At 71.8% G+C, this 19,814-nt stretch carries 22 protein-coding genes, 3 tRNA genes and 1 pseudogene; 11 read left to right on the forward strand and 15 right to left on the reverse strand.

Features of this window, described 5'->3' with window-relative positions; genetic code table 11:
• The 10 genes and pseudogenes from JWN97_RS15335 to JWN97_RS15380 all read right to left on the reverse strand — a co-directional run.
• Nucleotides 1-838: pseudogene (locus JWN97_RS15335) on the reverse strand (glutamate synthase subunit alpha); the annotation flags it as partial.
• A 226-nt stretch (nucleotides 839-1,064) separates the two neighbouring features.
• The gene (gene lgt / locus JWN97_RS15340; RefSeq protein ID WP_297624380.1) at nucleotides 1,065-1,988 is read right to left on the reverse strand and encodes a prolipoprotein diacylglyceryl transferase; all 924 of its coding nucleotides are present in this window, start codon (nucleotides 1,986-1,988) and stop codon (nucleotides 1,065-1,067) included.
• The gene (locus JWN97_RS15345) at nucleotides 1,985-2,584 is read right to left on the reverse strand and encodes an SCO family protein (protein ID WP_297624383.1); all 600 of its coding nucleotides are present in this window, start codon (nucleotides 2,582-2,584) and stop codon (nucleotides 1,985-1,987) included. Before JWN97_RS15345 ends, lgt begins: the two co-directional genes overlap by 4 nt.
• Nucleotides 2,571-3,377, reverse strand: a complete 807-nt coding sequence (trpA, locus tag JWN97_RS15350) for a tryptophan synthase subunit alpha (RefSeq protein ID WP_297624386.1) — start codon at nucleotides 3,375-3,377, stop codon at nucleotides 2,571-2,573. Before trpA ends, JWN97_RS15345 begins: the two co-directional genes overlap by 14 nt.
• Nucleotides 3,377-4,657, reverse strand: a complete 1,281-nt coding sequence (trpB, locus tag JWN97_RS15355) for a tryptophan synthase subunit beta (RefSeq protein WP_297624388.1) — start codon at nucleotides 4,655-4,657, stop codon at nucleotides 3,377-3,379. The genes trpA and trpB overlap by 1 nt, the downstream gene beginning before the upstream one ends.
• Entirely contained in the window at nucleotides 4,654-5,451 is a 798-nt protein-coding gene (gene trpC / locus JWN97_RS15360; protein ID WP_297624390.1) for an indole-3-glycerol phosphate synthase TrpC, read from the reverse strand. The genes trpB and trpC overlap by 4 nt, the downstream gene beginning before the upstream one ends.
• Nucleotides 5,452-5,540: 89 nt before the next feature.
• Nucleotides 5,541-5,741 carry an HGxxPAAW family protein gene (locus tag JWN97_RS15365; RefSeq protein ID WP_297624393.1) on the reverse strand — a complete coding sequence of 67 codons (201 nt, stop codon included), beginning with the start codon at nucleotides 5,739-5,741 and terminating at the stop codon, nucleotides 5,541-5,543.
• A 43-nt stretch (nucleotides 5,742-5,784) separates the two neighbouring features.
• Entirely contained in the window at nucleotides 5,785-6,387 is a 603-nt protein-coding gene (locus JWN97_RS15370) for a Trp biosynthesis-associated membrane protein (RefSeq protein ID WP_297624396.1), read from the reverse strand.
• Complete coding sequence (hisI, locus tag JWN97_RS15375) at nucleotides 6,380-6,730, reverse strand: phosphoribosyl-AMP cyclohydrolase (protein ID WP_297624399.1); 351 nt, start codon at nucleotides 6,728-6,730, stop codon at nucleotides 6,380-6,382. Before hisI ends, JWN97_RS15370 begins: the two co-directional genes overlap by 8 nt.
• On the reverse strand, nucleotides 6,727-7,545 hold the full coding sequence (locus tag JWN97_RS15380) for an aminotransferase class IV (RefSeq protein WP_297624402.1): 819 nt from the start codon (nucleotides 7,543-7,545) through the stop codon (nucleotides 6,727-6,729). Before JWN97_RS15380 ends, hisI begins: the two co-directional genes overlap by 4 nt.
• 137 nt (nucleotides 7,546-7,682) lie before the next feature.
• On the opposite strand from JWN97_RS15380, the gene JWN97_RS15385 reads away from it, so the two are divergent.
• From JWN97_RS15385 to JWN97_RS15395, 3 genes are all read left to right on the forward strand, one after another.
• A tRNA-Gly gene (locus JWN97_RS15385) sits at nucleotides 7,683-7,755 on the forward strand.
• Nucleotides 7,756-7,790: 35 nt separating this feature from the next.
• A tRNA-Cys gene (locus JWN97_RS15390) sits at nucleotides 7,791-7,861 on the forward strand.
• Between the two features lie 19 nt (nucleotides 7,862-7,880).
• Nucleotides 7,881-7,955 (forward strand) — tRNA-Val (locus tag JWN97_RS15395).
• Between the two features lie 90 nt (nucleotides 7,956-8,045).
• Here JWN97_RS15395 and JWN97_RS15400 read toward each other — a convergent pair.
• Genes JWN97_RS15400 through JWN97_RS15410 form a run of 3 tightly spaced genes read right to left on the reverse strand, consistent with a single transcriptional unit; the run spans nucleotide 8,046 to nucleotide 10,733 of the window.
• The gene (locus JWN97_RS15400) at nucleotides 8,046-8,669 is read right to left on the reverse strand and encodes a hypothetical protein (RefSeq protein ID WP_297624404.1); all 624 of its coding nucleotides are present in this window, start codon (nucleotides 8,667-8,669) and stop codon (nucleotides 8,046-8,048) included.
• A gap of 7 nt (nucleotides 8,670-8,676) precedes the next feature.
• Nucleotides 8,677-9,765, reverse strand: coding sequence for an NAD-binding protein (locus JWN97_RS15405; protein WP_363321299.1), 1,089 nt, complete (start codon nucleotides 9,763-9,765; stop codon nucleotides 8,677-8,679).
• Between the two features lie 2 nt (nucleotides 9,766-9,767).
• The gene (locus tag JWN97_RS15410; protein ID WP_297624407.1) at nucleotides 9,768-10,733 is read right to left on the reverse strand and encodes a YihY/virulence factor BrkB family protein; all 966 of its coding nucleotides are present in this window, start codon (nucleotides 10,731-10,733) and stop codon (nucleotides 9,768-9,770) included.
• Nucleotides 10,734-10,818: 85 nt separating this feature from the next.
• On the opposite strand from JWN97_RS15410, the gene JWN97_RS15415 reads away from it, so the two are divergent.
• The 4 genes from JWN97_RS15415 to JWN97_RS15430 all read left to right on the forward strand — a co-directional run bounded on the left by JWN97_RS15415 (nucleotide 10,819) and on the right by JWN97_RS15430 (nucleotide 14,493).
• On the forward strand, nucleotides 10,819-11,886 hold the full coding sequence (locus tag JWN97_RS15415) for a matrixin family metalloprotease (RefSeq protein ID WP_297624410.1): 1,068 nt from the start codon (nucleotides 10,819-10,821) through the stop codon (nucleotides 11,884-11,886).
• 70 nt (nucleotides 11,887-11,956) lie between these two features.
• A complete protein-coding gene (locus tag JWN97_RS15420; protein WP_297624413.1) occupies nucleotides 11,957-13,606 on the forward strand; it encodes an acyl-CoA dehydrogenase family protein in 1,650 nt (549 codons plus the stop codon).
• An 87-nt stretch (nucleotides 13,607-13,693) separates the two neighbouring features.
• A complete protein-coding gene (locus JWN97_RS15425) occupies nucleotides 13,694-13,996 on the forward strand; it encodes a hypothetical protein (RefSeq protein ID WP_297624416.1) in 303 nt (100 codons plus the stop codon).
• Nucleotides 13,997-14,136: 140 nt separating this feature from the next.
• Nucleotides 14,137-14,493 carry a hypothetical protein gene (locus tag JWN97_RS15430; RefSeq protein ID WP_297624419.1) on the forward strand — a complete coding sequence of 119 codons (357 nt, stop codon included), beginning with the start codon at nucleotides 14,137-14,139 and terminating at the stop codon, nucleotides 14,491-14,493.
• Here JWN97_RS15430 and pgm read toward each other — a convergent pair.
• Complete coding sequence (gene pgm / locus JWN97_RS15435; protein WP_297624423.1) at nucleotides 14,471-16,117, reverse strand: phosphoglucomutase (alpha-D-glucose-1,6-bisphosphate-dependent); 1,647 nt, start codon at nucleotides 16,115-16,117, stop codon at nucleotides 14,471-14,473. The two genes, JWN97_RS15430 and pgm, sit on opposite strands and share 23 nt — an antisense overlap.
• A gap of 153 nt (nucleotides 16,118-16,270) precedes the next feature.
• Between pgm and JWN97_RS15440 the strand changes: the two genes are divergently transcribed.
• The 4 genes from JWN97_RS15440 to JWN97_RS15455 are packed head-to-tail and all read left to right on the forward strand — an operon-like array spanning nucleotide 16,271 to nucleotide 18,592.
• Complete coding sequence (locus tag JWN97_RS15440; RefSeq protein WP_297624425.1) at nucleotides 16,271-16,621, forward strand: YciI family protein; 351 nt, start codon at nucleotides 16,271-16,273, stop codon at nucleotides 16,619-16,621.
• A gap of 11 nt (nucleotides 16,622-16,632) precedes the next feature.
• The gene (locus JWN97_RS15445) at nucleotides 16,633-16,995 is read left to right on the forward strand and encodes a YciI family protein (RefSeq protein ID WP_297624427.1); all 363 of its coding nucleotides are present in this window, start codon (nucleotides 16,633-16,635) and stop codon (nucleotides 16,993-16,995) included.
• A complete protein-coding gene (locus JWN97_RS15450; protein ID WP_297624429.1) occupies nucleotides 16,992-17,348 on the forward strand; it encodes a YciI family protein in 357 nt (118 codons plus the stop codon). The genes JWN97_RS15445 and JWN97_RS15450 overlap by 4 nt, the downstream gene beginning before the upstream one ends.
• 56 nt (nucleotides 17,349-17,404) lie before the next feature.
• On the forward strand, nucleotides 17,405-18,592 hold the full coding sequence (locus JWN97_RS15455) for a DUF6596 domain-containing protein (protein WP_297624431.1): 1,188 nt from the start codon (nucleotides 17,405-17,407) through the stop codon (nucleotides 18,590-18,592).
• Here JWN97_RS15455 and glgC read toward each other — a convergent pair.
• Nucleotides 18,589-19,814, reverse strand: a 1,226-nt coding sequence (gene glgC, locus JWN97_RS15460) for a glucose-1-phosphate adenylyltransferase (RefSeq protein WP_297624433.1), incomplete at its 5' end; no start/stop codon positions are given. The genes JWN97_RS15455 and glgC overlap by 4 nt on opposite strands.

A 19,814-nucleotide genomic window follows, 5' to 3' on the forward strand; every position in this document is an offset into this window, starting at 1 on the left:
GCAGCGACCGACCGCCGAGGTGCAGCAACTCGAGGACCTCGTCGAAGGACGCCGAGTCCGACGCACCCGGGGTGCAGATCGGGAAGAGCCGCTCGAGGTCGCCGGGGATCAGGTCGCTCTCGAGCAGGGCCTCGCGGGCCCGCATCCAGTTGCGGTTGCCCATCACGGTGTTGATCTCGCCGTTGTGGGCGATGAAGCGGAACGGGTGGGCCAGCGGCCAGCTCGGGAAGGTGTTGGTGGAGAAGCGGGAGTGCACGACCGCCATCGCCGAGGCCACCCGCTCGTCGGTCAGGTCGGGGAAGACCTGGTCGAGCTGATCGGTGGTGAGCATCCCCTTGTAGGCCAGGGTGCGCGAGGACAGCGACGGGAAGTAGACGTCGGTCTCCGACTCGGCGCGCTTGCGCAGGCAGAAGGCCAGCCGCTCCAGGCCCATCCCGGTGACCCGGGAGCCCTTGCCGGCGACGAAGAGCTGGGCGAACGACGGCATGACGCTGCGGGCGGTCGCGCCGAGGGTCGAGTCGTCGACCGGGACCTCGCGCCAGCCGAGGACGGCGAGGCCCTCCTCGTCGGCGATCTCCTCGATGCGCCGCCGCGTCGCGGCGACCGCGTCGGCGTCGCCGGGCAGGAACGCGGTGCCGACTGCGTACGCCCGCGCCGGGGGGAGCTCGAAGTCGGTGACCTCGCGCAGGAAGGCGTCCGGCACCTGCATCAGGATGCCGGCGCCGTCGCCGGAGTTGACCTCGGCGCCGGCCGCACCGCGGTGGTCGAGGTTGCGCAGCGCGGTGAGCGCCTTGGCCACGATGTCGTGGCTGGCCTCACCGGTCAGGGTCGCCACCATGGCGACACCACAGGCGTCCTTCTCCTGGCGCGGGTCGTAGAGACCCTGCGGCGGAGGGAAGTTCGGCGGGAACGCGTGCGTGGAGGACACTGGTTCTCCCGTCGTCGTCTCAGCTGTCCGGGCGCAGGTCCCGGCCGTGCTGGGGGGTGGGCGTTACCGCTGGGGACGACGTTGGCCCGAGCGAGACGGAATCTATCACCGGCGTACGACGCCGGGGTGACGCGTTTCAGGCCGTGGGATCGGCCGTGGACCGGTCCGCGGAGTCCGCGGCCTCGTCCGCCGGCTCCCGCGTGCGCACGGTCTCGTCGCGCCCGGGGTGCCGCCTGGCGGACCAGGCGTAGAACAGCGCGGCCGCGACGAAGAGGACGATGGAGGTCCACACGTTGAGCCGCAGGCCGAGGACGTCGTCCATCTGGACGTCGTCGATGCGGAGGTTCTCGATCCAGCCCCGCCCGGCCGTGTAGAGCATGACGTAGAGGGCCGCCACCCGGCCGTGACCCAGGCGGAAACGCCGGTCGAGCCAGATCAGCACCGCGAAGGCGGCGAGGTTCCAGAGGCACTCGTAGAGGAAGGTCGGGTGGTAGGTCGCCACGTCGAGGTACTGCGACGGCCGGTGGGCCACGTCGATCTCCAGCCCCCAGGGCAGGTCGGTCGGCCGGCCGTAGAGCTCCTGGTTGAACCAGTTGCCCCAGCGGCCGAACGCCTGCGCGACCAGCACGCCCGGCGCCAGCGCGTCGAGCATCGGCAGCAGCTTGATCCCGCGCAGCCGCGCTCCGATCCAGACACCGACGATGCCCAGCGCGACGGCACCCCAGATGCCGAGGCCGCCGCGCCACACGTACAGCGCGGTCACGGGGTTCTTGCCCTCGCCGAAGTAGAGGTGCCAGTCGGTGATGACGTGGTAGAGCCGTCCGCCGACCAGTCCGAACGGCACCGCCCAGATGGCCAGGTCGCTGACCTCGCCGGCGACGCCGCCGCGGGCGACCCAACGCCGCTCACCGAGCCAGATCGCGAAGACGATGCCGGCGATGATGCAGAGGGCGTAGGCGCGGATGGGCAGCGGACCGAGGTGCCACACGCCCTCGGACGGGCTGGGGATCGACATCAAGGTCACCAGCGGGGACGGCACGGACAGCATGGGGAGCATCATCCCTCCTCGAGCAACGCCGTGACGTCGTGGGCCAGCTGGGCCTGGGAGACGTCCTGGTCCCACATCATCGTGGAGTCGTCCGCCTCGTCGATGGCCAGGACCCGGGTGCCGTGGGTGACCTCGTAGCCCCCGCTGGGCAGTTTCTCGCCCTGGTCGACCGCGACCGCCATGCTCCGGGCGACCTCGACGATGTCGTCCAGGTCGCCGGTGAGGCCGACGATGCTGGGGTCGAAGGCACTGACGTACCTCTCGACGGCGGCCTCGTCGTCGCGCGCGGGGTCGGTGGTCACGAACACCACGTCGAGCCGGTCCTTCTGCCCGTCGTCCAGCCGGCTCAGCGTGCCGGCGAGGGTGGCCATCACCTGGCCGCAGATGTCGGGGCAGTTGGTGTAGCCGAAGAAGACGAGCGTCAGGTCCTTGTCGGTGTCCTCGGTGAGGCTGAAGGCGTCACCCCCGGTGTCGACCAGCGGCGTCGACGACACCTCGAACGGCGGGTCGAGCACGGTGCCCGTGAGCCCCGTCGGTTCGGCTCCTCCCCCACAGGCGGTCAGCAGGCCGAGCAGGGCGACCGCCAGCGCGGCCCTACCTCGCGCCACGTCGTACGCCCTCGGCCAGGTCGGCGGTCAGCACGCGCAGCGCCTCGAGCCCGCCCGCCTCGTCCCCGGCGTGGTCGAGCAGGGTCCGCACGAAGGCCGAGCCGACGATGACGCCGTCGGCGAAGGCAGCCACCTCGGCGGCCTGGTCACCGTTGCTGACGCCGATGCCGACGGCGACCGGGATGTCACCGCTGGCCCGCACCCGGCCGACGAGCGGTCCGGCGAGGTCGGAGGTCGCGTCGCGCGCACCGGTGACGCCCATGACCGCCGCGGCGTAGACGAACCCGCGGCTGGCCTCGGCGGTCATCGCGACGCGCGCGTCGGTGGAGCTCGGCGCGACGAGGAAGACCTTGTCGAGGTCGTGCGCGTCGGCGGCGGCGATCCACGCGGAGCCGTAGTCGGGGGTGATGTCGGGCGTGATCATCCCGGCTCCCCCGGCCGCGGCGAGGTCGGCGGCCCAGCGCTCCACGCCGTAGCGCTCGATGGGGTTCCAGTAGGTCATCACGAGCGTCGGCACGCCGGTCGCGGCGACGGCCTCGACCACGCGCAGCACGTCGGCCGTGCGGACCCCGCCCTCCAGCGCCTGCTGGGCCGCGGCCTGGATCGTCGGTCCGTCCATGACGGGGTCGCTGTAGGGAAGGCCGATCTCGATCGCGTCGCAGCCGGCCTCGACCATCACCTGCAGGGCCTTGATCGACCCCTCGACGCTCGGGTAGCCGGCGGGGAGGTAGCCGATCAGGGCGGAGCGGCCCTCGGCGCGGGCCGTCGCGAAGGCGGCACTCGTCGACGTCATCAGGCCTCCTCGCCCGGAGCCGTGGCGATGACGGGGGTGGCCTCGGCCTCGGCGTCCCCGAGGCCGAACCACTCGATCGCGGTGCCCATGTCCTTGTCGCCGCGCCCGCTCAGGTTGATGATGACCGTCGCGTCGGGGCCCTTCTCCTGCCCGAGGCGCCGCGCCACGTCGAGCGCACCGTAGACGGCGTGCGCGGACTCGATGGCGGGGATGATCCCCTCGGTCCGGCTCAGCAGCGCCATCGCCTCCATGGCCTGCGCGTCCGTGACCGGCGTGTACGACGCCCGCCCGGCCGCGGCGAGCCACGAGTGCTGCGGCCCGACGCCGGGGTAGTCGAGACCGGCGGAGATCGAGTGCGACTCGACGGTCTGGCCGTCCTCGTCCTGCAGGACGTAGGTGCGCGCGCCGTGCAGCACGCCCGCCTCGCCGGCGTGGATCGTGGCGGCGTGCCGGCCCGTCTCCACGCCGTCACCGCCGGGCTCGAAGCCGTGGATCTCGACACCCTCGTCCTCGAGGAAGGCCGTGAAGAGGCCGATGGCGTTGGAGCCGCCGCCCACGCAGGCCGCGACCGCGTCCGGCAGGACGCCGTACTGCTCGAGGCACTGGGCGCGCGCCTCGTCGCCGATGCCGCGGCAGAAGTCGCGGACCATGCTCGGGAAGGGGTGCGGGCCTGCCGCGGTGCCGAAGAGGTAGGCGGTGTGGTCGACGCTGGCGACCCAGTCGCGCATGGCCTCGTTGATGGCGTCCTTGAGCGTGGCGCTCCCGGACTCCACCGGCACCACCTTGGCGCCGAGCAGCTGCATCCGGGCGACGTTGAGGGCCTGCCGGCGGGTGTCGACGGCACCCATGTAGACGGTGCAGTCGAGGTCGAACCACGCGGCCGCCGTGGCGCTGGCGACGCCGTGCTGGCCGGCGCCGGTCTCCGCGATGACGCGCGTCTTGCCCATCCGCTTGGTGAGCAGCGCCTGGCCCATCACGTTGCGGATCTTGTGGGCGCCGGTGTGGTTGAGGTCCTCGCGCTTGAGCAGCACCCGGGCGCCGACGCTCTTCGAGAGCCGCTCGGCGTGGTAGAGCCGGCTGGGCGTGCCGGCGTAGTCGCGCAGCACCCGCTCGAACTCGGCGACGAAGGCGGCGTCGGCCATCGCGTCCTGCCAGGCCGCGGTCAGCTCGTCGAGCGCCGAGACGAGGGCCTCGGGCATGAACCGCCCGCCCCAGGTCTCGCCGAAGTAGCCGAGGTCGTCGGCGTCGTACTTCACGGGCTGGCTCGTCTGCTGACTCACGGTGCGGTCACTCCTGTCATTGCGCGTACGGCGGCCTCGGGGTCGCCGTCCTTGACCAGCGCCTCGCCGACCAGTACGACGCCCGCGCCCTCGGAGACGAAGCGGCGTACGTCGTCGACGCCCGCGATGCCGCTCTCGGCGACCTTCACGACATCGGCGTGGATCTGCGGGGCGAGGCGGCCGAAGACGTCGGGGTCGACCTCGAGGGTCTTGAGGTTGCGGCTGTTGACGCCGATCAGCTCGGCGTCGAGCGCCATCGCGCGCTCGGTCTCGGCCTCGTCGTGCACCTCGACCAGCACGGTGAGGCCGAGCTCGCCGGCCTCGTCGTGGAGCCGGCGCAGGGTGTCGTCGTCGAGCGCCGCCACGATCAGCAGGGCCAGGTCGGCGCCGGCCGCGCGGGCCTCGACGAGCTGGTACGTCTCGACGATGAAGTCCTTGCGCAGCAGCGGCGTGTCGACCGCGGCGCGCACGGCCCGCAGGTCGGCCAGGCTGCCGCCGAAGCGGCGCTCCTCGGTGAGGACCGAGATCGCCGCGGCACCGCCCCGGGCGTACGCCGTCGCGAGCGCGGCCGGGTCCACGATGTCGGCCAGGTCGCCCTTGCTGGGGCTGCGCCGCTTGACCTCGGCGATCACGCTGGAGCCGCGCGCGCGGAAGTGCGGCATCGGGTCCCGCGGCGCCGGGGCGTCCGCAAGGTGCGCGAGCAGCTCGGGCAGGGGCAGCGCGGCCTCGCGGCGCGCGAGGTCCTCACGTACGCCGGCGACGATGTCGTCGAGCACGGAACCGGTCGCAGGCATGCGTTCAGCCTCTCACCCAGGCCCAGCCCACCCAGGGGCGGTGCCCAGTGGTCGGACTCGCTCCGGATCCCACCGGGATCCGGGGAGGCTCAGTGCTCGGAGGTGTTGAAGCCGAGCTTGGACAGCACGAGGAACAGCGGGAACGCGATCGCGGCGATCACGATGCCGACCCACAGCAGCGTCATCTGCGTCGGGACCTGGAGCAGGGCGACGCTGCCCACGACGAAGCCGAGCATCGCGACCGCTACCGCGGTCCAGGCAGCGGGGGTGTTGCCGTGGCCAGCAGCCATGGTGAGTGCTCCTTCGTCGACTTCAGCGAGTGCGCGCCGAAGTCTAGGCGGTCGGGTCCCGGCCCTCGTCGAGGGCCTTCCAGATGTCGATGTTCTCCGTCGGCCGAGCGGGCGCGGCCTGGGCCCGCGCACCGGCGGGCGCGTCGTACTTCGTGCCCATCTCGGGCCAGCGGCCCACGAGGCGGACCGCTGCGACGGTGGTGAGGACGCTCAGGAGCCCTCCGACGAGCGCGGCGGCGTACCACGGCGTGAAGGAGGTGGTCGCGGTGCCGACGCCCGACACCTCGGTGAGCGCGTCGGCGAGCTTGTCGGGCAGGGTCCAGAACTCCGCGACCGTCGCGACGAGCAGCCCCACGGCGCCGACGAGCCCGAGCAGCGCCACCGCACGGCGGACGCGTCCGCGGGTGACGAGGACCACGCCCCAGCACGCCAGCACGGCGAGGGCCAGCGCACCGGCCAGCGGCGACTCCCCCACCACGTCGAGCGAGAGGGCCGAGGTCATCGCCGACCCCGCGCTGGTGTCCACGGAGCCGGAGCGACCGGTCACCCACGTCCTGGTCCCGGCGACTGCGGCCAGCCCGGCGGAGGCGAGGCCGAGCAGCACGACGGGCCCGAAGGTCCGGCGCGCCCGCTGCGGATCAGCCATCGACCCGGTGCACCAGGTCGGCGTCGAAGCACGTGTGGTCGCCGGTGTGGCAGGCGGCACCGACCTGGTCGACGACGAAGAGCAGGGTGTCGCCGTCGCAGTCGAGGCGGATCTCCTTGACCCACTGCACGTGGCCGGAGGTGTCGCCCTTCGCCCAGTACTCGCGCCGCGACCGGGACCAGTACGTCGCCCGGCCGGTGTCGATCGTGCGCCCCAGCGCCTCGTCGTCGACCCACGCCAGCATCAGCACCTCGCCGGAGCCGTGCTGCTGCACGACGACGGGCACAAGGCCCTCGGCGGTGTGGCGGAGCCGGGCGGAGATCGCCGGGTCGAGGATGTTCATGGATCCATCGTCTCAGCCTCGCGGGCACGCCACGTCTCCGCACAGGCCTTGGTCACTGGGCCGGGCGTGGGCAGGTCGCGGTCGTCCCAGCGCGCGATCGCCTGGACGTCGCGCGTCGTGGAGGCGAGGAACGCCTCGCTGGCGTGGGCGAGGACGTCCGCCAGCGGCTCGTCGACCTCCCGGGCACCGCACCACTCGATCACCAGCGCCCGCGTCACGCCGGCGAGGCAGCCGGCGGCCAGGCTCGGCGTGCGGAGCTCGTCGTCGACGACGTAGAAGACGTTCGAGCCGGTGCCCTCGCAGAGGTGGCCCGCGGTGTTGGCGAAGATCGCCTCGGTGCCGCCGCGCTCGGCGGCGTGGGCGAGGGCGATCACGTTCTCGGCGTACGACGTCGTCTTGAGGCCGGCGGTGGCTCCGTGCTCGTTGCGGGTCCACGGCACCGTGACGACGGTGGTGGAGTCGGCGGCCACCCTGATCGCGCTGTAGGCGACGACCCGCGTCGGCGGACCGCCCCCGCGGCCCGAGCCCATCGGGTGCGGCCCGGCGGAGTAGGTGATCCGCAGCCGTCCGATCGGGTCGTCCTCGAGGACTGCCTCGACACCGCGTCGTACGTCGTCGAGGTCGGGGGCGGGAAGCCCGAGGCCCGCGGCCGAGCGCTCCAGCCGGGCCAAGTGTCGGGTGAGGGCGAACGGCTGTCCGTGAAGGGTCTTGATCGCCTCGAACACCCCGTCGCCGACGGTGAACCCGTGGTCGGTGACCGCCACGGCCCCCTGGGTCGGATCGGCCATCAGGTCACCGTTCAGCCACGCACGCATGGGCCTCACTCTAGGGGGCTTCCCCCGCCCGACCGGACGGCGGGAACACGCCAACCGGGGGTCGATTTTGGCCCCGCGCAGGGCATGTACTACTGTTCCACTCGCACTTGACGCCGGTGAAACGGCCGAAAATGCAGGCGGACATAGCTCAGTTGGTAGAGCGCAACCTTGCCAAGGTTGAGGTCGCGAGTTCGAGTCTCGTTGTCCGCTCGGAAGGTCTCCCCCGTTCATTTCGGAACCTCCACGGTGGGTTGGCCGAGAGGCGAGGCAACGGACTGCAAATCCGTCTACACGGGTTCAAATCCCGTACCCACCTCGCACACAACTCAACACCCGGGCGATTGGCGCAGCGGTAGCGCGCTTCCTTGACACGGAAGAGGTCACTGGTTCAAACCCAGTATCGCCCACCAGCACAGCGAGCAGGTCAGACCCCGTCTTCGGTTCCGAGGACGGGGTCTTTCGACGTGGCGACCCCCTCCCGTGCCCGGGCCTACGGCTCGTCAGAACTCGTAGCCGAACTCCCGGATGGTGCGGGCGAACCGCGCGGCGACGATCTCGGCGTCGCCGGGTCCGTAGAGCTCGCGGTAGTGGGGACCGCTCCCCTGCTTGGCGTGCGGCAGGTCGAGCGCGATGCCGAGCCGCGACGAGATGTCGGCGACCGCGTCGGGCAGCTCCTCGTAGCGGTAGACGCGGTCCACGATCACCGTGCCGCCGGCGCGGTAGAGCCGCTCGTTGAGCGCCAGGCGGTCGAGCCGGCGCGGGGTGCGGACGAACTCGGCGAAGGTCTTGGTGAAGGTCGGCTTGCGCGCGCTGTAGCGGTAGGACGAGGCCACCACGTCGTAGGGGTTCCGCTCGACGGCGAAGGTGAAGTAGTCGTCCCAGGTCTCCTGGCCGATCACCTCGATCACGCGACGGGCGCCCATGTGGGCGTACGAGCTCGGCGTGGTGTCGTCGTTCTGCGGTCCCACTCCCCCGGCCGCGGCGCGCAGCTGCTCGTCCTCCGGGCTGATCCGGGTGACGACGTCCGTCGGGCCGCAGTGGCGCGACAGTGCGATCTCGAGGCTCGTGCCCGCGGTCTTGCGGGTCTTGACGAAGACGAAGCGGTGGGCGTGCGAGGCGATCACAGCGGGATCATTCGTCCTCGTCGGCCAGTTCCTCGCCGTGGGTGCCCGGGCGAGGAGCCCAGGGCAGCTCCTTGGCGGGACGTACGACGACCAGCCGGTCGCCGCGACCCAGCAGCGAGACCACCGGGTCGAAGTAGCGGTAGACCTTCTCGTCGCGGATCACCGCGATGACCTGGTCGGGCAGGGACTGGGGCTGCTTGCCGACCTCGTTGACCAGCAGGTCGCGCTCGGCGACCTCGAGCCCCTCGCCGTACGTCATCAGGTCCTCCATCACCGAGCCGAGCATCGGGGACATCGACGACAGGCCGAGCAGCCGACCCACGGCGTCGGACGAGGTGATCACGGAGTTGGCGCCGGACTGCCGCATCAGGGGGACGTTCTCCTGCTCGCGCACGGCGGCGACGATCCAGGCGTCCGGGTTGAGCTGGCGCACGGTGAGGGTGACGAGCACGTTGGAGTCGTCGCGGTCGGTGGTGATGATGACGTGCGTCGCCTTCTCCACCCCCGCCTGGCGCAGGACCCCGCGCCGGGTGGCGTCCCCCGCGATCACCACGAGCTGGTCGCGGTTGCCGTCGGCGACGGCCACCGTGCTGGGGTCGACCACGACGATCGACTCGCGGGCGTAGCCGTTGCTGACCAGGGTCTCGATCGCGCTGCGGCCCTTGGTGCCGTAGCCGACGACGACGACGTGCTCATCCATCTTCTTCCTCCACCGGGAGACCCGGATCATCTCGCGGCCCTGCGAGGCAAGGACCTCGAGGGTGGTGCCGATCAGCAGGACAAGGAAGGCGATGCGCGCCGGCGTGATGACCAGGGCGTTGACCAGCCGGGCCTGCGGGGACTCCGGTGCGATGTCTCCGTAGCCGGTGGTGCTGAGCGTGACGGTCGTGTAGTAGAACGCGTCGAGCAGGCTGATCTCGTTCTTCGGGTCGTTCCCGTCGCGGTAGCCCTCGCGATCGAGGTAGACCAGCAGCACGGTGCCCACGAGGATGCCGATCGCCATCAGCAGCCGGCGGCCCAGCTCCCACCACGGCGAGCGGACCCGCTCGGGGAGGGACACCCGACCCACAGTGGGCTGGTGGCTGAACGTCGACACGGTCAGGAGTCTCGCACGCTGATGCGCTCGCGCAGCCGCTGCATGAGCTCGAGCCGGGCGCGCGTCGTGCTCTTCTGCGGGAACACCGTGTCGAAGGCCGCGTTGACCGCCGCGCCGATGAGCACAGCGAGGGCCAGCAGGTAGAGCCAGAGCAGGACGGCGATGGGTGCGGCGAGCGGTCCGTAGATCGAGCGCGACTCCGCCGCGGTCACGGTCAGCACCCAGCGCAGGACGTAGGAGCCGGCCACCCAGCAGAACAGCGAGAACGTCGCCCCGGGCAGGTTGAACCTCCACTTCGTCCGCACCGGCACCGACACGTGGTAGAGCGTGGCGAGGAAGCAGATGCACACCGCCAGGACGACGGGCCAGTAGAGGCTGTTGAGGAAGTCGAGCCGTTCGGGGAGCAACCGGTCGACCAGCGACGGCCCGGCGACCACGAGCGGGATGCTCACCGCCCCGGTCACCATGGCGAGGGCGTAGAGCACGAAGGAGAGCGCCCGCGTCGCCACGATCCCCCGGTGCCCGCCGAGCCCGTGCATGATCGTGATGGTGTCGACGAAGACGTTGAGCGCGCGCGAGCCCGACCACAGCGCGAGGACGAAGCCGATCGAGATGACGTCGTAGCGCCCGCCCCCGAGCACCTCGCGGATGGTGGGCTCGATGATCTTGTCGACCGCGCGGTCGGTCAGCGCCTGACGCGAGACCTCGAGCACGGCGTTGCTGATGTCCTCCAGCTGCGTGGCGGTGAACCGGTCGCTGACGAAGCCGATCGCTCCCGCGAGTGCGAAGACCAGTGGCGGCACCGACAGGACCGCGAAGAACGCAGCCTCGGCGGCCAGGCCGGTCACGCGGTGCCGCAGGCACGAGCCGACGGTCGTGACGGTGACCCGCCAGAGGTGCTCCGCCCAGCGCCGGGCGAGGACCTCGGCCCGGCGCGGGGCGGGTGGTTCCTCGCGCGCCTCGACCATGGCGCCACCGTAACGATTCACGTGCCCCGCGAGACGAACCCGTGCGGCGGGTTTCCCCACGGGCACCGTGGGTAGCGTCACCCGCATGCACCGACCCACGCGCACACCCGTCCTGGCCGCCGTCGCGATGCTCAGCACCAGCGCGCTGACCGTCTCGCTCCTCGCGGCTCCCGCCGAAGCAGCGCCCCGCAAGACCCGGATCTCCGGGACCCTCACCGCCACCGCCTCCAACCCGGGTGGCTCGGTGGCGATGACCGGCACGGTCAAGGACAAGGGCAAGCAGAAGCGCACCGTCGTCCTCGAGCAGAAGATCGCAACCGGGTGGCGCAAGGTCGACAAGGTGAGGACCGACAGGTCGGGCGCCTACGAGATCACGGTCCCGACGACCTGGTTCTACTCCTCCAAGCTGCGCACCCGGGTGGTCAAGAACCGAAAGTTCCGCGGCGACACCTCCCGTGCCCACCGGATGAGCGTCGTGCCGGCCTACGTGCCGCTGGGATCGCCCACCTCGTGGACCCCGCTGGGCGACAAGGGTGACCGGTGGAATCCCTGCCGCACGCTGTCGTACGGCATCAACACCTCGCGAGCGACGCCCGACGCCGCCACCGTGACCCAGGGCATCACCAACACCCTGGCACTGGTGTCGCAGGCCACCGGCGTGCAGTTCACGTTCAAGGGCGAGACCGACGCCATGCCGCTCGACAACAGGTTCCGCCGCAAGGACCCCGACATCGTCTTCGCCTTCACCACCGACGAGGAGACCAAGCTCGACCTCGGGCCGGTCACCGCGGCGCGCGGCGGCTACGACCGCACCCGTGCGGCCCGTGACGCCCGGGGCAAGCGGGTCTGGGAGGCCCTCGACGGCGGTGTGCTCTACGACCTCACCGACACCGCGACCATGACCGCCGTGCAGTTCCAGCAGCTCACCCTGCACGAGGTCGGCCACGTCATGGGGCTGGGCCACGTGCCGGCGACCGACCAGTACATGACCGCGGGTGCCGAGCTCTACGACCTGCCGCTCCTCTACCAGGCCGGTGACCTCAACGGGCTCAGCAAGGTCGGCCTCCAGGCCGGTTGCCTGCGCCCCCTGCGCGGCCACCGCAAGTCGTCCTTCGACCGGGCCCCGGTGTCGGTCTCGGTCACCCTCGACTGATCCCGGCCGACCCTCGAGCGGGGTCGGGCCGGTCCGGCCCCACCGTGGCGGCAACGCCTACGGTGGGCCCATGAACGACCTCCACGACCGCACCGACCCGCGGACGGCCACCAACCAGGCCCCACCACTCGTGGGCCACAACGTGGTCACCTCCGACCGGGCCCTCACCGACGCGATCACCCGCCACGGGTCCCCGGGGCTCGTCGACGAGCTGGCCCCGCTGGGTGCCGACGCCGGCACCGCGGAGGCGCGCGAGCACGGCATGCTCGCCAACCGCCACCACCCGCAGCTGACGCCGTACGACCGCTTCGGCACCCGCATCGACGAGGTCGAGTTCCATCCCTCGTGGCACTGGCTGATGGAGCGAGCGGTCGGCCACGGCCTGCAGGCGGCTCCGTGGGAGCAGCAGGACGGTGGCGACCAGCACGCCCACCTCCGGCGCGCGGCCGGGTTCTTCGCCTGGTCGCAGACCGAGCCGGGGCACGGCTGCCCCATCTCGATGACGTACGCCGCGGTGCCGGCGCTGCGCGCGGACGACGCCATCGCCAAGGAGTGGACGCCGCTGCTGGCGGCGCGGACCTACGACCCGGGCGTGCGCGCGAGGTCGGAGAAGGCCGGTGCGCTCGCCGGGATGGGCATGACCGAGAAGCAGGGTGGCTCGGACGTGCGCGCCAACCAGACGCGGGCGGTGCCGACGGTCGAGGACGGCTGGTACACGCTGCACGGCCACAAGTGGTTCACCTCCGCGCCGATGAACGACCTCTTCCTCGTGCTGGCCCAGGCGCCCGGGGGCCTCACCTGCTTCGTGGTGCCCCGGGTGCTGGCCGACGGCACCCGCAACCGGATCGACGTCGTGCGGCTCAAGGACAAGCTGGGCAACCGGTCGAACGCCTCCAGCGAGCTCGAGCTCGACGGCACCCTCGCCCAGCGACTGGGCGACGAGGGCCGCGGCGTGCGGACGATCATCGAGATGGTCGCCGCGACACGGCTCGACTGCGTCCTCGGGTCGGCCGCGCTGATGCGGCACGCTCTCGCCGAGGCGTCCTGGCACGTGGCGCACCGCTCGGCCTTCGGTGGCCCGCTCGTCGACAAGCCCTTGATGCAGAACGTCGTCGCCGACCTCGCGGTCGAGTCCGAGGCCGCCACCGCCCTGGCGATGCGCCTGGCCGCGGCCGTCGACCGCCCCGGCGACGCCCACGAGGTCGCGCTGCGGAGGATCGCGCTGCCGCTGGCGAAGTTCTGGGTGTGCAAGCGCACGCCGGCGATGGTGGCCGAGGCGCTGGAGTGCCTCGGCGGGAACGGCTACGTCGAGGAGTCCGGCCTCCCGCTCCTGTTCCGCGAGTCGCCGCTCAACTCGATCTGGGAGGGCTCGGGCAACGTCAACGCCCTCGACGTGCTGCGCGCCCTCGGCCGCGAGCCCGAGGTGCTGCAGGCATGGATCACCGAGGTGGGCGCCGCCCGGGGGGCGGACAGCCGGCTCGACCGGGCCGTCGACGACACGCTGGCGCTGCTCGGCGACACCGCTGGCCTGGAGGCCGGGGCACGCCGGCTGGCCGGCCAGATGGCCGCCTGCCTCCAGGGCTCGCTGCTCGTGCGCTTCGCCCCGGCGGAGGTCGCGGACGCCTTCTGCGGCAGCCGGTTCGGGACGTCGTACGGCGGCACGTTCGGCATCCTCACCAGCGGGTCGTTGCGCGACATCGTCGACCGGGCCACCCCCTAGGGGTGAGAGGGGCAAGGTTTTCCTGACGAACAGGCCCCCGCGAACTGGTCTGGACCTTACGGTGTCCCGGACAGCAAGGGAGACGTCGTGGGTAGCAAGTCGAGCACGCTCTTCACCGTCGGCACCCTGCTCCGACATGCGCAGGACGCCGCCGCGCCGGTGCGTGTCCTCGTGCAGGGGACCTGGCTCGACGGCCGCATCGTCGGTGCCGACGGGCTCGGCGCGGTGCTCGACGACGGACACGGCCAGCAGGTGCTGGTGCGCCTCGACTCCATCGTCGCGGTCAGCTTCTCGCGCGCCGACATCGACGACCCGCAGGACCAGGCCGACGCCCGCCCCCAGGGCGCTCGGCGACGTGACCCGATCGAGGCCAGGCCGGTCGGCGGCTGAGCGGTCCACACCAGTGCGCCGGTAACCGGCACGATCGGTCAAGAATCGGCGCAGGCCGGCCCCACCCTTGCCTCAGGGGCCTGGTGCCCCCTCAGGAGCGGCCTACAGTCGCTGCACTCGTACCTGTGGGGGGTATCCGCATGACCAAGATCTCCAGCACCATGCTCAGCGTCGGCACGCTGCTCCGTCGCGCCGAGGACACCGGGTCCGAGGTGCGCGTCCTGGTCCAGGGCTGCTGGCTCGACGGTCGCGTCATCGGGTGCGACGGCCTGGGCGCCGTCCTCGACGACGGCAACGGCCAGCAGGTCCTGGTGCGCCTCGAGTCCGTCGTCGCGGTCACCTTCTCCCGGGCCCAGATGGACGACGACCCGACCGACGCCGCGTGGCGGCACGGGCACCAACGCGAGCCCATCGAGGCGGGACCGGTCACGTCGTCGGTCACCGTGCCCGCCCAGTCGAGCGGCGGCTTCGAGTTCATCCCTGCAGGGCAGTACTGACGACCTCGCGTGCCTCGTCCTGCACCTGGGCCAGGTGCTCGGGACCGCGGAACGACTCCGCATAGATCTTGTAGACGTCCTCGGTGCCGCTGGGACGCGCCGCGAACCACGCGGACTCGGTGGTGACCTTGAGCCCGCCGATCTTCGCGCCGTTGCCCGGCGCCTCGGTCAGCTTGGCGGTGATCGACTCCCCCGCCAGCGTCGTGGCGCTCACGTCGTCGGGCGAGAGCGCACCGAGCTTCGCCTTCTCCTCGCGGTCGGCAGGGGCGTCGATGCGGGCGTACGCCGGATCGCCGTGCTCGGCGACCAGCGAGGCGTAGTGCTCGCTCGGGGTCCTCCCCGTCGCGCCGAGGATCTCGCTGGCCAGCAGCGCCAGCAGGAGGCCGTCCTTGTCGGTGGTCCACGTCGAGCCGTCGCGGCGCAGGAACGACGCGCCCGCCGACTCCTCGCCGCCGAAGCCGAACGAGCCGTCCATCAGTCCGGGCACGAACCACTTGAAGCCGACCGGCACCTCGACCAGCGGCTTGCCGATCGACGCGGCCACACGGTCGATCATCGAGCTCGAGACGAGGGTCTTGCCGATGCGCGCGGTCTCCGGCCAACGGGGCCGCGCCCCGCCGAAGAGGTGCGCGATGGCGACGGCCAGGAAGTGGTTGGGGTTCATCAGGCCGGCGTCAGGGGTGACGATGCCGTGGCGGTCGGCGTCGGCGTCGTTGCCCGTCGCGACGTCGTACTCGTCCTTGCGGCGCACCAGCGAGGCCATCGCGTAGGGCGAGGAGCAGTCCATCCGGATCTTGCCGTCCCAGTCGAGCGTCATGAAGCGCCACGTCGGGTCGACCTGCGGGTTGACGACCGTGAGGTCGAGGCGGTGCCGCTCGGCGATCTCGCCCCAGTAGGCGACGCTCGCGCCACCCAGGGGGTCGGCGCCGATGCGGATCCCCGCCTCGCGGACCACGTCGAGGTCGAGCACGGACGGGAGGTCGTCGACGTACGTCCCGAGGAAGTCGTAGGAGCCGACGGCCGCGCGAGCCCTGGCGAAGGCCACCCGCCGCACGCCCTCGATGTTGCCCCGGACCAGCTCGTTGGCCCGGGCGGCGATGACCGACGTGGCGTCGGAGTCGGCGGGCCCTCCGTGGGGCGGGTTGTACTTGAAGCCGCCGTCCTGGGGCGGGTTGTGCGAGGGCGTGACCACGATCCCGTCGGCGAGGCCCGCGCCCGTCGTACGCCCCTGGTTGGCGCGCAGGATCGCGTGGCTCACCGCGGGGGTCGGGGTGAAGCCGTCACGGTCGTCGACCAGCACGGTCACGTCGTTGGCGACCAGCACCTCCAGGGCGGTGACCCACGCCGGCTCGGAGAGCGCGTGGGTGTCGCGGCCGATGAAGAGCGGGCCGTCGTAGCCCTGCTCGCGCCGGTAGTCGCAGATCGCCTGGGTCGTGGCCGCGATGTGGATCTCGTTGAACGACGTGGTGAGCGACGTGCCGCGGTGACCGCTGGTGCCGAAGGCGACCTGCTGGGAGACGTCGTCGGGGTCCGGCTCGAGGTCGAAGTAGGCCGTCACGAGGTGGGAGACGTCCACCAGGTCCTCGGTGCGGGCGGGCTGTCCGGCTCTCTCGTGGGTGGCCATGGCTCCATCTTGGTGTGCGCGGGCGTCCGCGTCGAGACGGGTCCGAAATCGATCGAGATGGCCGCACGGCGTTGTCGAAACGTGCGGCGACCATCCGTCACAGTGGTGAGGCCGCACCCGGCGGCCCGATGCTCGAGGAGAAGAACCGCACCCATGAGCCGCTACCTGATCCTGCTCCCCGCCCCCGAGGCCGAGTGGGCCCAGCTCCCGCCCGAGGAGCACGAGAAGGGGATGCGGTCGCACGGTCAGTTCCACGAGGACCTGAGGGCGGGTGGCCACACCCTGGTGACCGCCGGCCCGCTCGAGCCGTCCGACCGGGCCACGTCGATGCGCCCGGGCGACGGCGGCGAGGCGCTCGTGACGGAGGGTCCGTTCTCCGAGACGGCCGAGCAGGTCGTCGGCTTCTACCTCGTCGACAGCGACGACGAGGCCGACCTGCGGGCCGCCTGCCAGCGCTTCGCGGCGCGGGGTGAGCACATCGAGTTCCGCCGCATGGCGGAGTGAAGGAGACAGCGATGACCGAGTACGTCGTACTGATCGTCGGGGACGGCGACCGCTGGTGGACCACCATGAGCGAGCAGGAGCGCAAGGACGGCTATGCCGAGTACGGGCGCTTCGCGCAGCAGCTCGGCGAGCGGGGCCACCGCATCGTCGGCGGCGCCGAGCTCCAGGCCAGCACCACGATCCGCACCGTGCAGCCCGGGGGCGCGGCCGTGACCGACGGCCCCTTCGCCGAGACCGCGGAGCAGGTGGGCGGCTACTTCCACATCGAGACCGAGGACCTCGACGACCTCCTCGAGTGCTGCAAGATCATCGCGGCGCTCGGTGACGCGGTCCAGGTCGTGCCGACCGTCGTGCCCGACACGAGGCCGTCATGAAGTACCTGGTGCTGCTGATCGGCGACGGCGCAGAGAAGCCGTGGCCCGACCAGACCGAGGACGAGCAGATGGCTGCCATGGCGAAGTTCGGCGAGTTCGACGCCGCCTGCCGGGCGCGTGAGGGCGTCGAGCTGCTCGCCGGCGAGGCCCTGAGCGACTCCGGCGACGCGACGGTGATGCGCACGACCGGCGGGGAGGTCCAGCTGACCGACGGGCCCTACGCCGAGGTCATCGAGGGCATGGGCGGCTTCTACCTGCTCGAGGCGCCCGACCTCGATGTCGTCGTCGATCTCCTGCGGGTGCTGCCGCCGTACGACATCCAGATCCACCCGACCATCGAGGTGGCGCTCTGAGCCGGTCGGACGCGGACGACCTCGAGCGGGTCGTGCGCGAGGAGTGGGGCCGTCTCGTGGCCCTGCTCCTCGCGCAGTTCCGCCGGCTCGACCTGGTCGAGGACGCCCTCGGCGACGCCGTCGAGTCGGCCAGCCGCACCTGGCCCGTCGACGGCGTGCCCGACAAGCCCGCGGCGTGGCTGATGACGGCTGCCCGGCGGCGAGTGCTCGACCGGCTGCGCTCCGAGGAGGTGGCACGCCGCAAGCTGCCGTTGGTCCGCACCGACGTCGAACGCCACCAGGAGGGCGCACGCACCATGGCCGACAGCGGCAGCCTCGTCGAGGACGACGTCCTCCGGCTGGTGCTGATGTGCGCCCACCCGGCACTCGCACCCGAGGCGGCCAGCGCCCTGAGCCTGCGCCTCGTGCTCGGCGTGCCGACCGCCGACATCGCCCGGTTGTTCCTCGTCCCGGAGCCGACCATGGCCGCCCGGATCACCCGCGCCAAGAAGCGGATCGTGGGTGCGGGCATCCCGTTCTCGGTGCCGGACGCGTCGGTGCTCCCGGACCGGCTCGACATCGTTGCGCAGACCGCCTACCTGGCCTTCACCGCGGGCTACTCCCCCGGCGCCGGCCCCGACCTGCTGCGCGCCGAGTCGTCCGGCGAGGCGATCCGGCTGGTGCGCGTCGTGCTCGGCCTCCGTCCCGAGGAGCCCGCCCTCGTGGCGTTGCTGGCGTTGATGCTCCTCCAGCACTCGCGGCGTGATGCGCGCGTGCGCGACGGGCACCTGGTCCTCCTGTCCGACCAGGACCGCACCCGCTGGCGCCACGACGAGGTCGCCGAGGCCACCCGACTCCTGGCCGCGCCCTGCCTGGCCGGCCCGGTGACCCCGCTGGCGGCGTCGTACGTCCTCCAGGCACGGATCGCGGCCGAGCACGCCACCGCGCCCACGGCCGCGGACACGCGCTGGGACCGCATCGTCGGGCTGTACGACCTACTCCTGCGGGTCGCTCCGTCCCCGTCGGCCCGGCTCGCCCGCGCGGTGGCCGTCGCGGAGGACCGCGGGGCCGCCGCCGGCCTCGCGGCGCTCGAGGGGCTGGAGATCCCGGACAGCCACCGCCCCGCCGCGGTCCGCGCCGAGCTGCTGTCGCGGGCCGGAGACGTGGACGCCGCGCGGGCGGCGTACGACCAGGCGATCGCGGCGTGCCGCAACGACGTCGAGCGCGCCTTCCTGGTGGGACAGCGCGACGGGCTGGGCGCCTAGCTCTCGACCTTCTGCTGCTTGGCCAGGACGGTCAGGCCCTCGTCGACGACGAAGCCGCGGGCCAGGTCCTCCTCGTGGTCGACCCCGATCCGGGCACCCGGGGGCACGATGACGCCCTTGTCGAGGATCGCGTTGCGCACGATCGCCCCCTCACCGACCTGCACGCCGTCCATCAGCACGGAGTCGGACACCTCGGCACCGTCCTTGACCCACACCGCGGGCGAGAGGACCGATCGGTTGACCGTGCCGCCGGTGACCACGACGCCGGGCGAGAGGATCGAGTTGAAGGTCGAGACCCCCGCCCCGCTGGCACCCTCGACGAGCTTCGCCGGCGGGTGCGGGCCGTAGCTGGTGTAGATCGGCCACGCGTTGTTGTAGAGGTTGAAGACCGGCAGCGGCGAGACGAGGTCCTTGTGGGCGTCGTAGTAGGAGCGCATCGTGCCGACGTCGCGCCAGTAGCCGCGATCGCGGTCGGTCGCCCCCGGGACCTCGTTGTCCTTGTAGTCGTAGACCGCCGACTCCGCCTTGTCGACGAACCAGGGGACGATGTCGCCGCCCATGTCGTGCTTGGACTGCTCGCGCTCGGCGTCGCGCGTGACGGCGTCGACCAGCGCGGCGGCGGTGAAGACGTAGTTGCCCATGCTCGCGAGCACCTCGTCGGGCGAGTCGGGGAGCCCGACCGGGTCCGTCGGCTTCTCGAGGAAGGCCCGGATCTTCTGCGGGTCCGCGGGGTCCACGTCGATCACGCCGAACTGGTCGGCGAGGCTGATCGGCTGGCGGATCGCGGCGACGGTGCACCCGGCGCCCGAGGCGACGTGGTCGGCGACCATCTGGGAGAAGTCCATCCGGTAGACGTGGTCGGCACCGACCACGACGACGATGTCGGGCTGCTCGTCGGTCAGCAGGTTGAGCGACTGGTAGATCGCGTCGGCACTGCCGAGGGACCACCGCTTGCCGACGCGCAGCTGCGCCGGCACCGGGGTCACGTAGTTGCCCAGCAGGTTGGACATCCGCCAAGTCGTGGTGACGTGGCGGTCGAGGCTGTGCGACTTGTACTGCGTCAGCACGACGACCTTGAGGTAGCCGGAGTTCACGACGTTGGACAGCGCGAAGTCGATGAGCCGGTAGATCCCGCCGAACGGGACGGCCGGTTTGGCGCGGTCGGCCGTCAGCGGCATCAGGCGCTTGCCCTCACCGCCGGCCAGGACGACGGCGAGAACCT

Origin of the sequence: Nocardioides sp. (assembly GCF_025965415.1) — a bacterium.
Taxonomy (GTDB): domain Bacteria; phylum Actinomycetota; class Actinomycetes; order Propionibacteriales; family Nocardioidaceae; genus Nocardioides.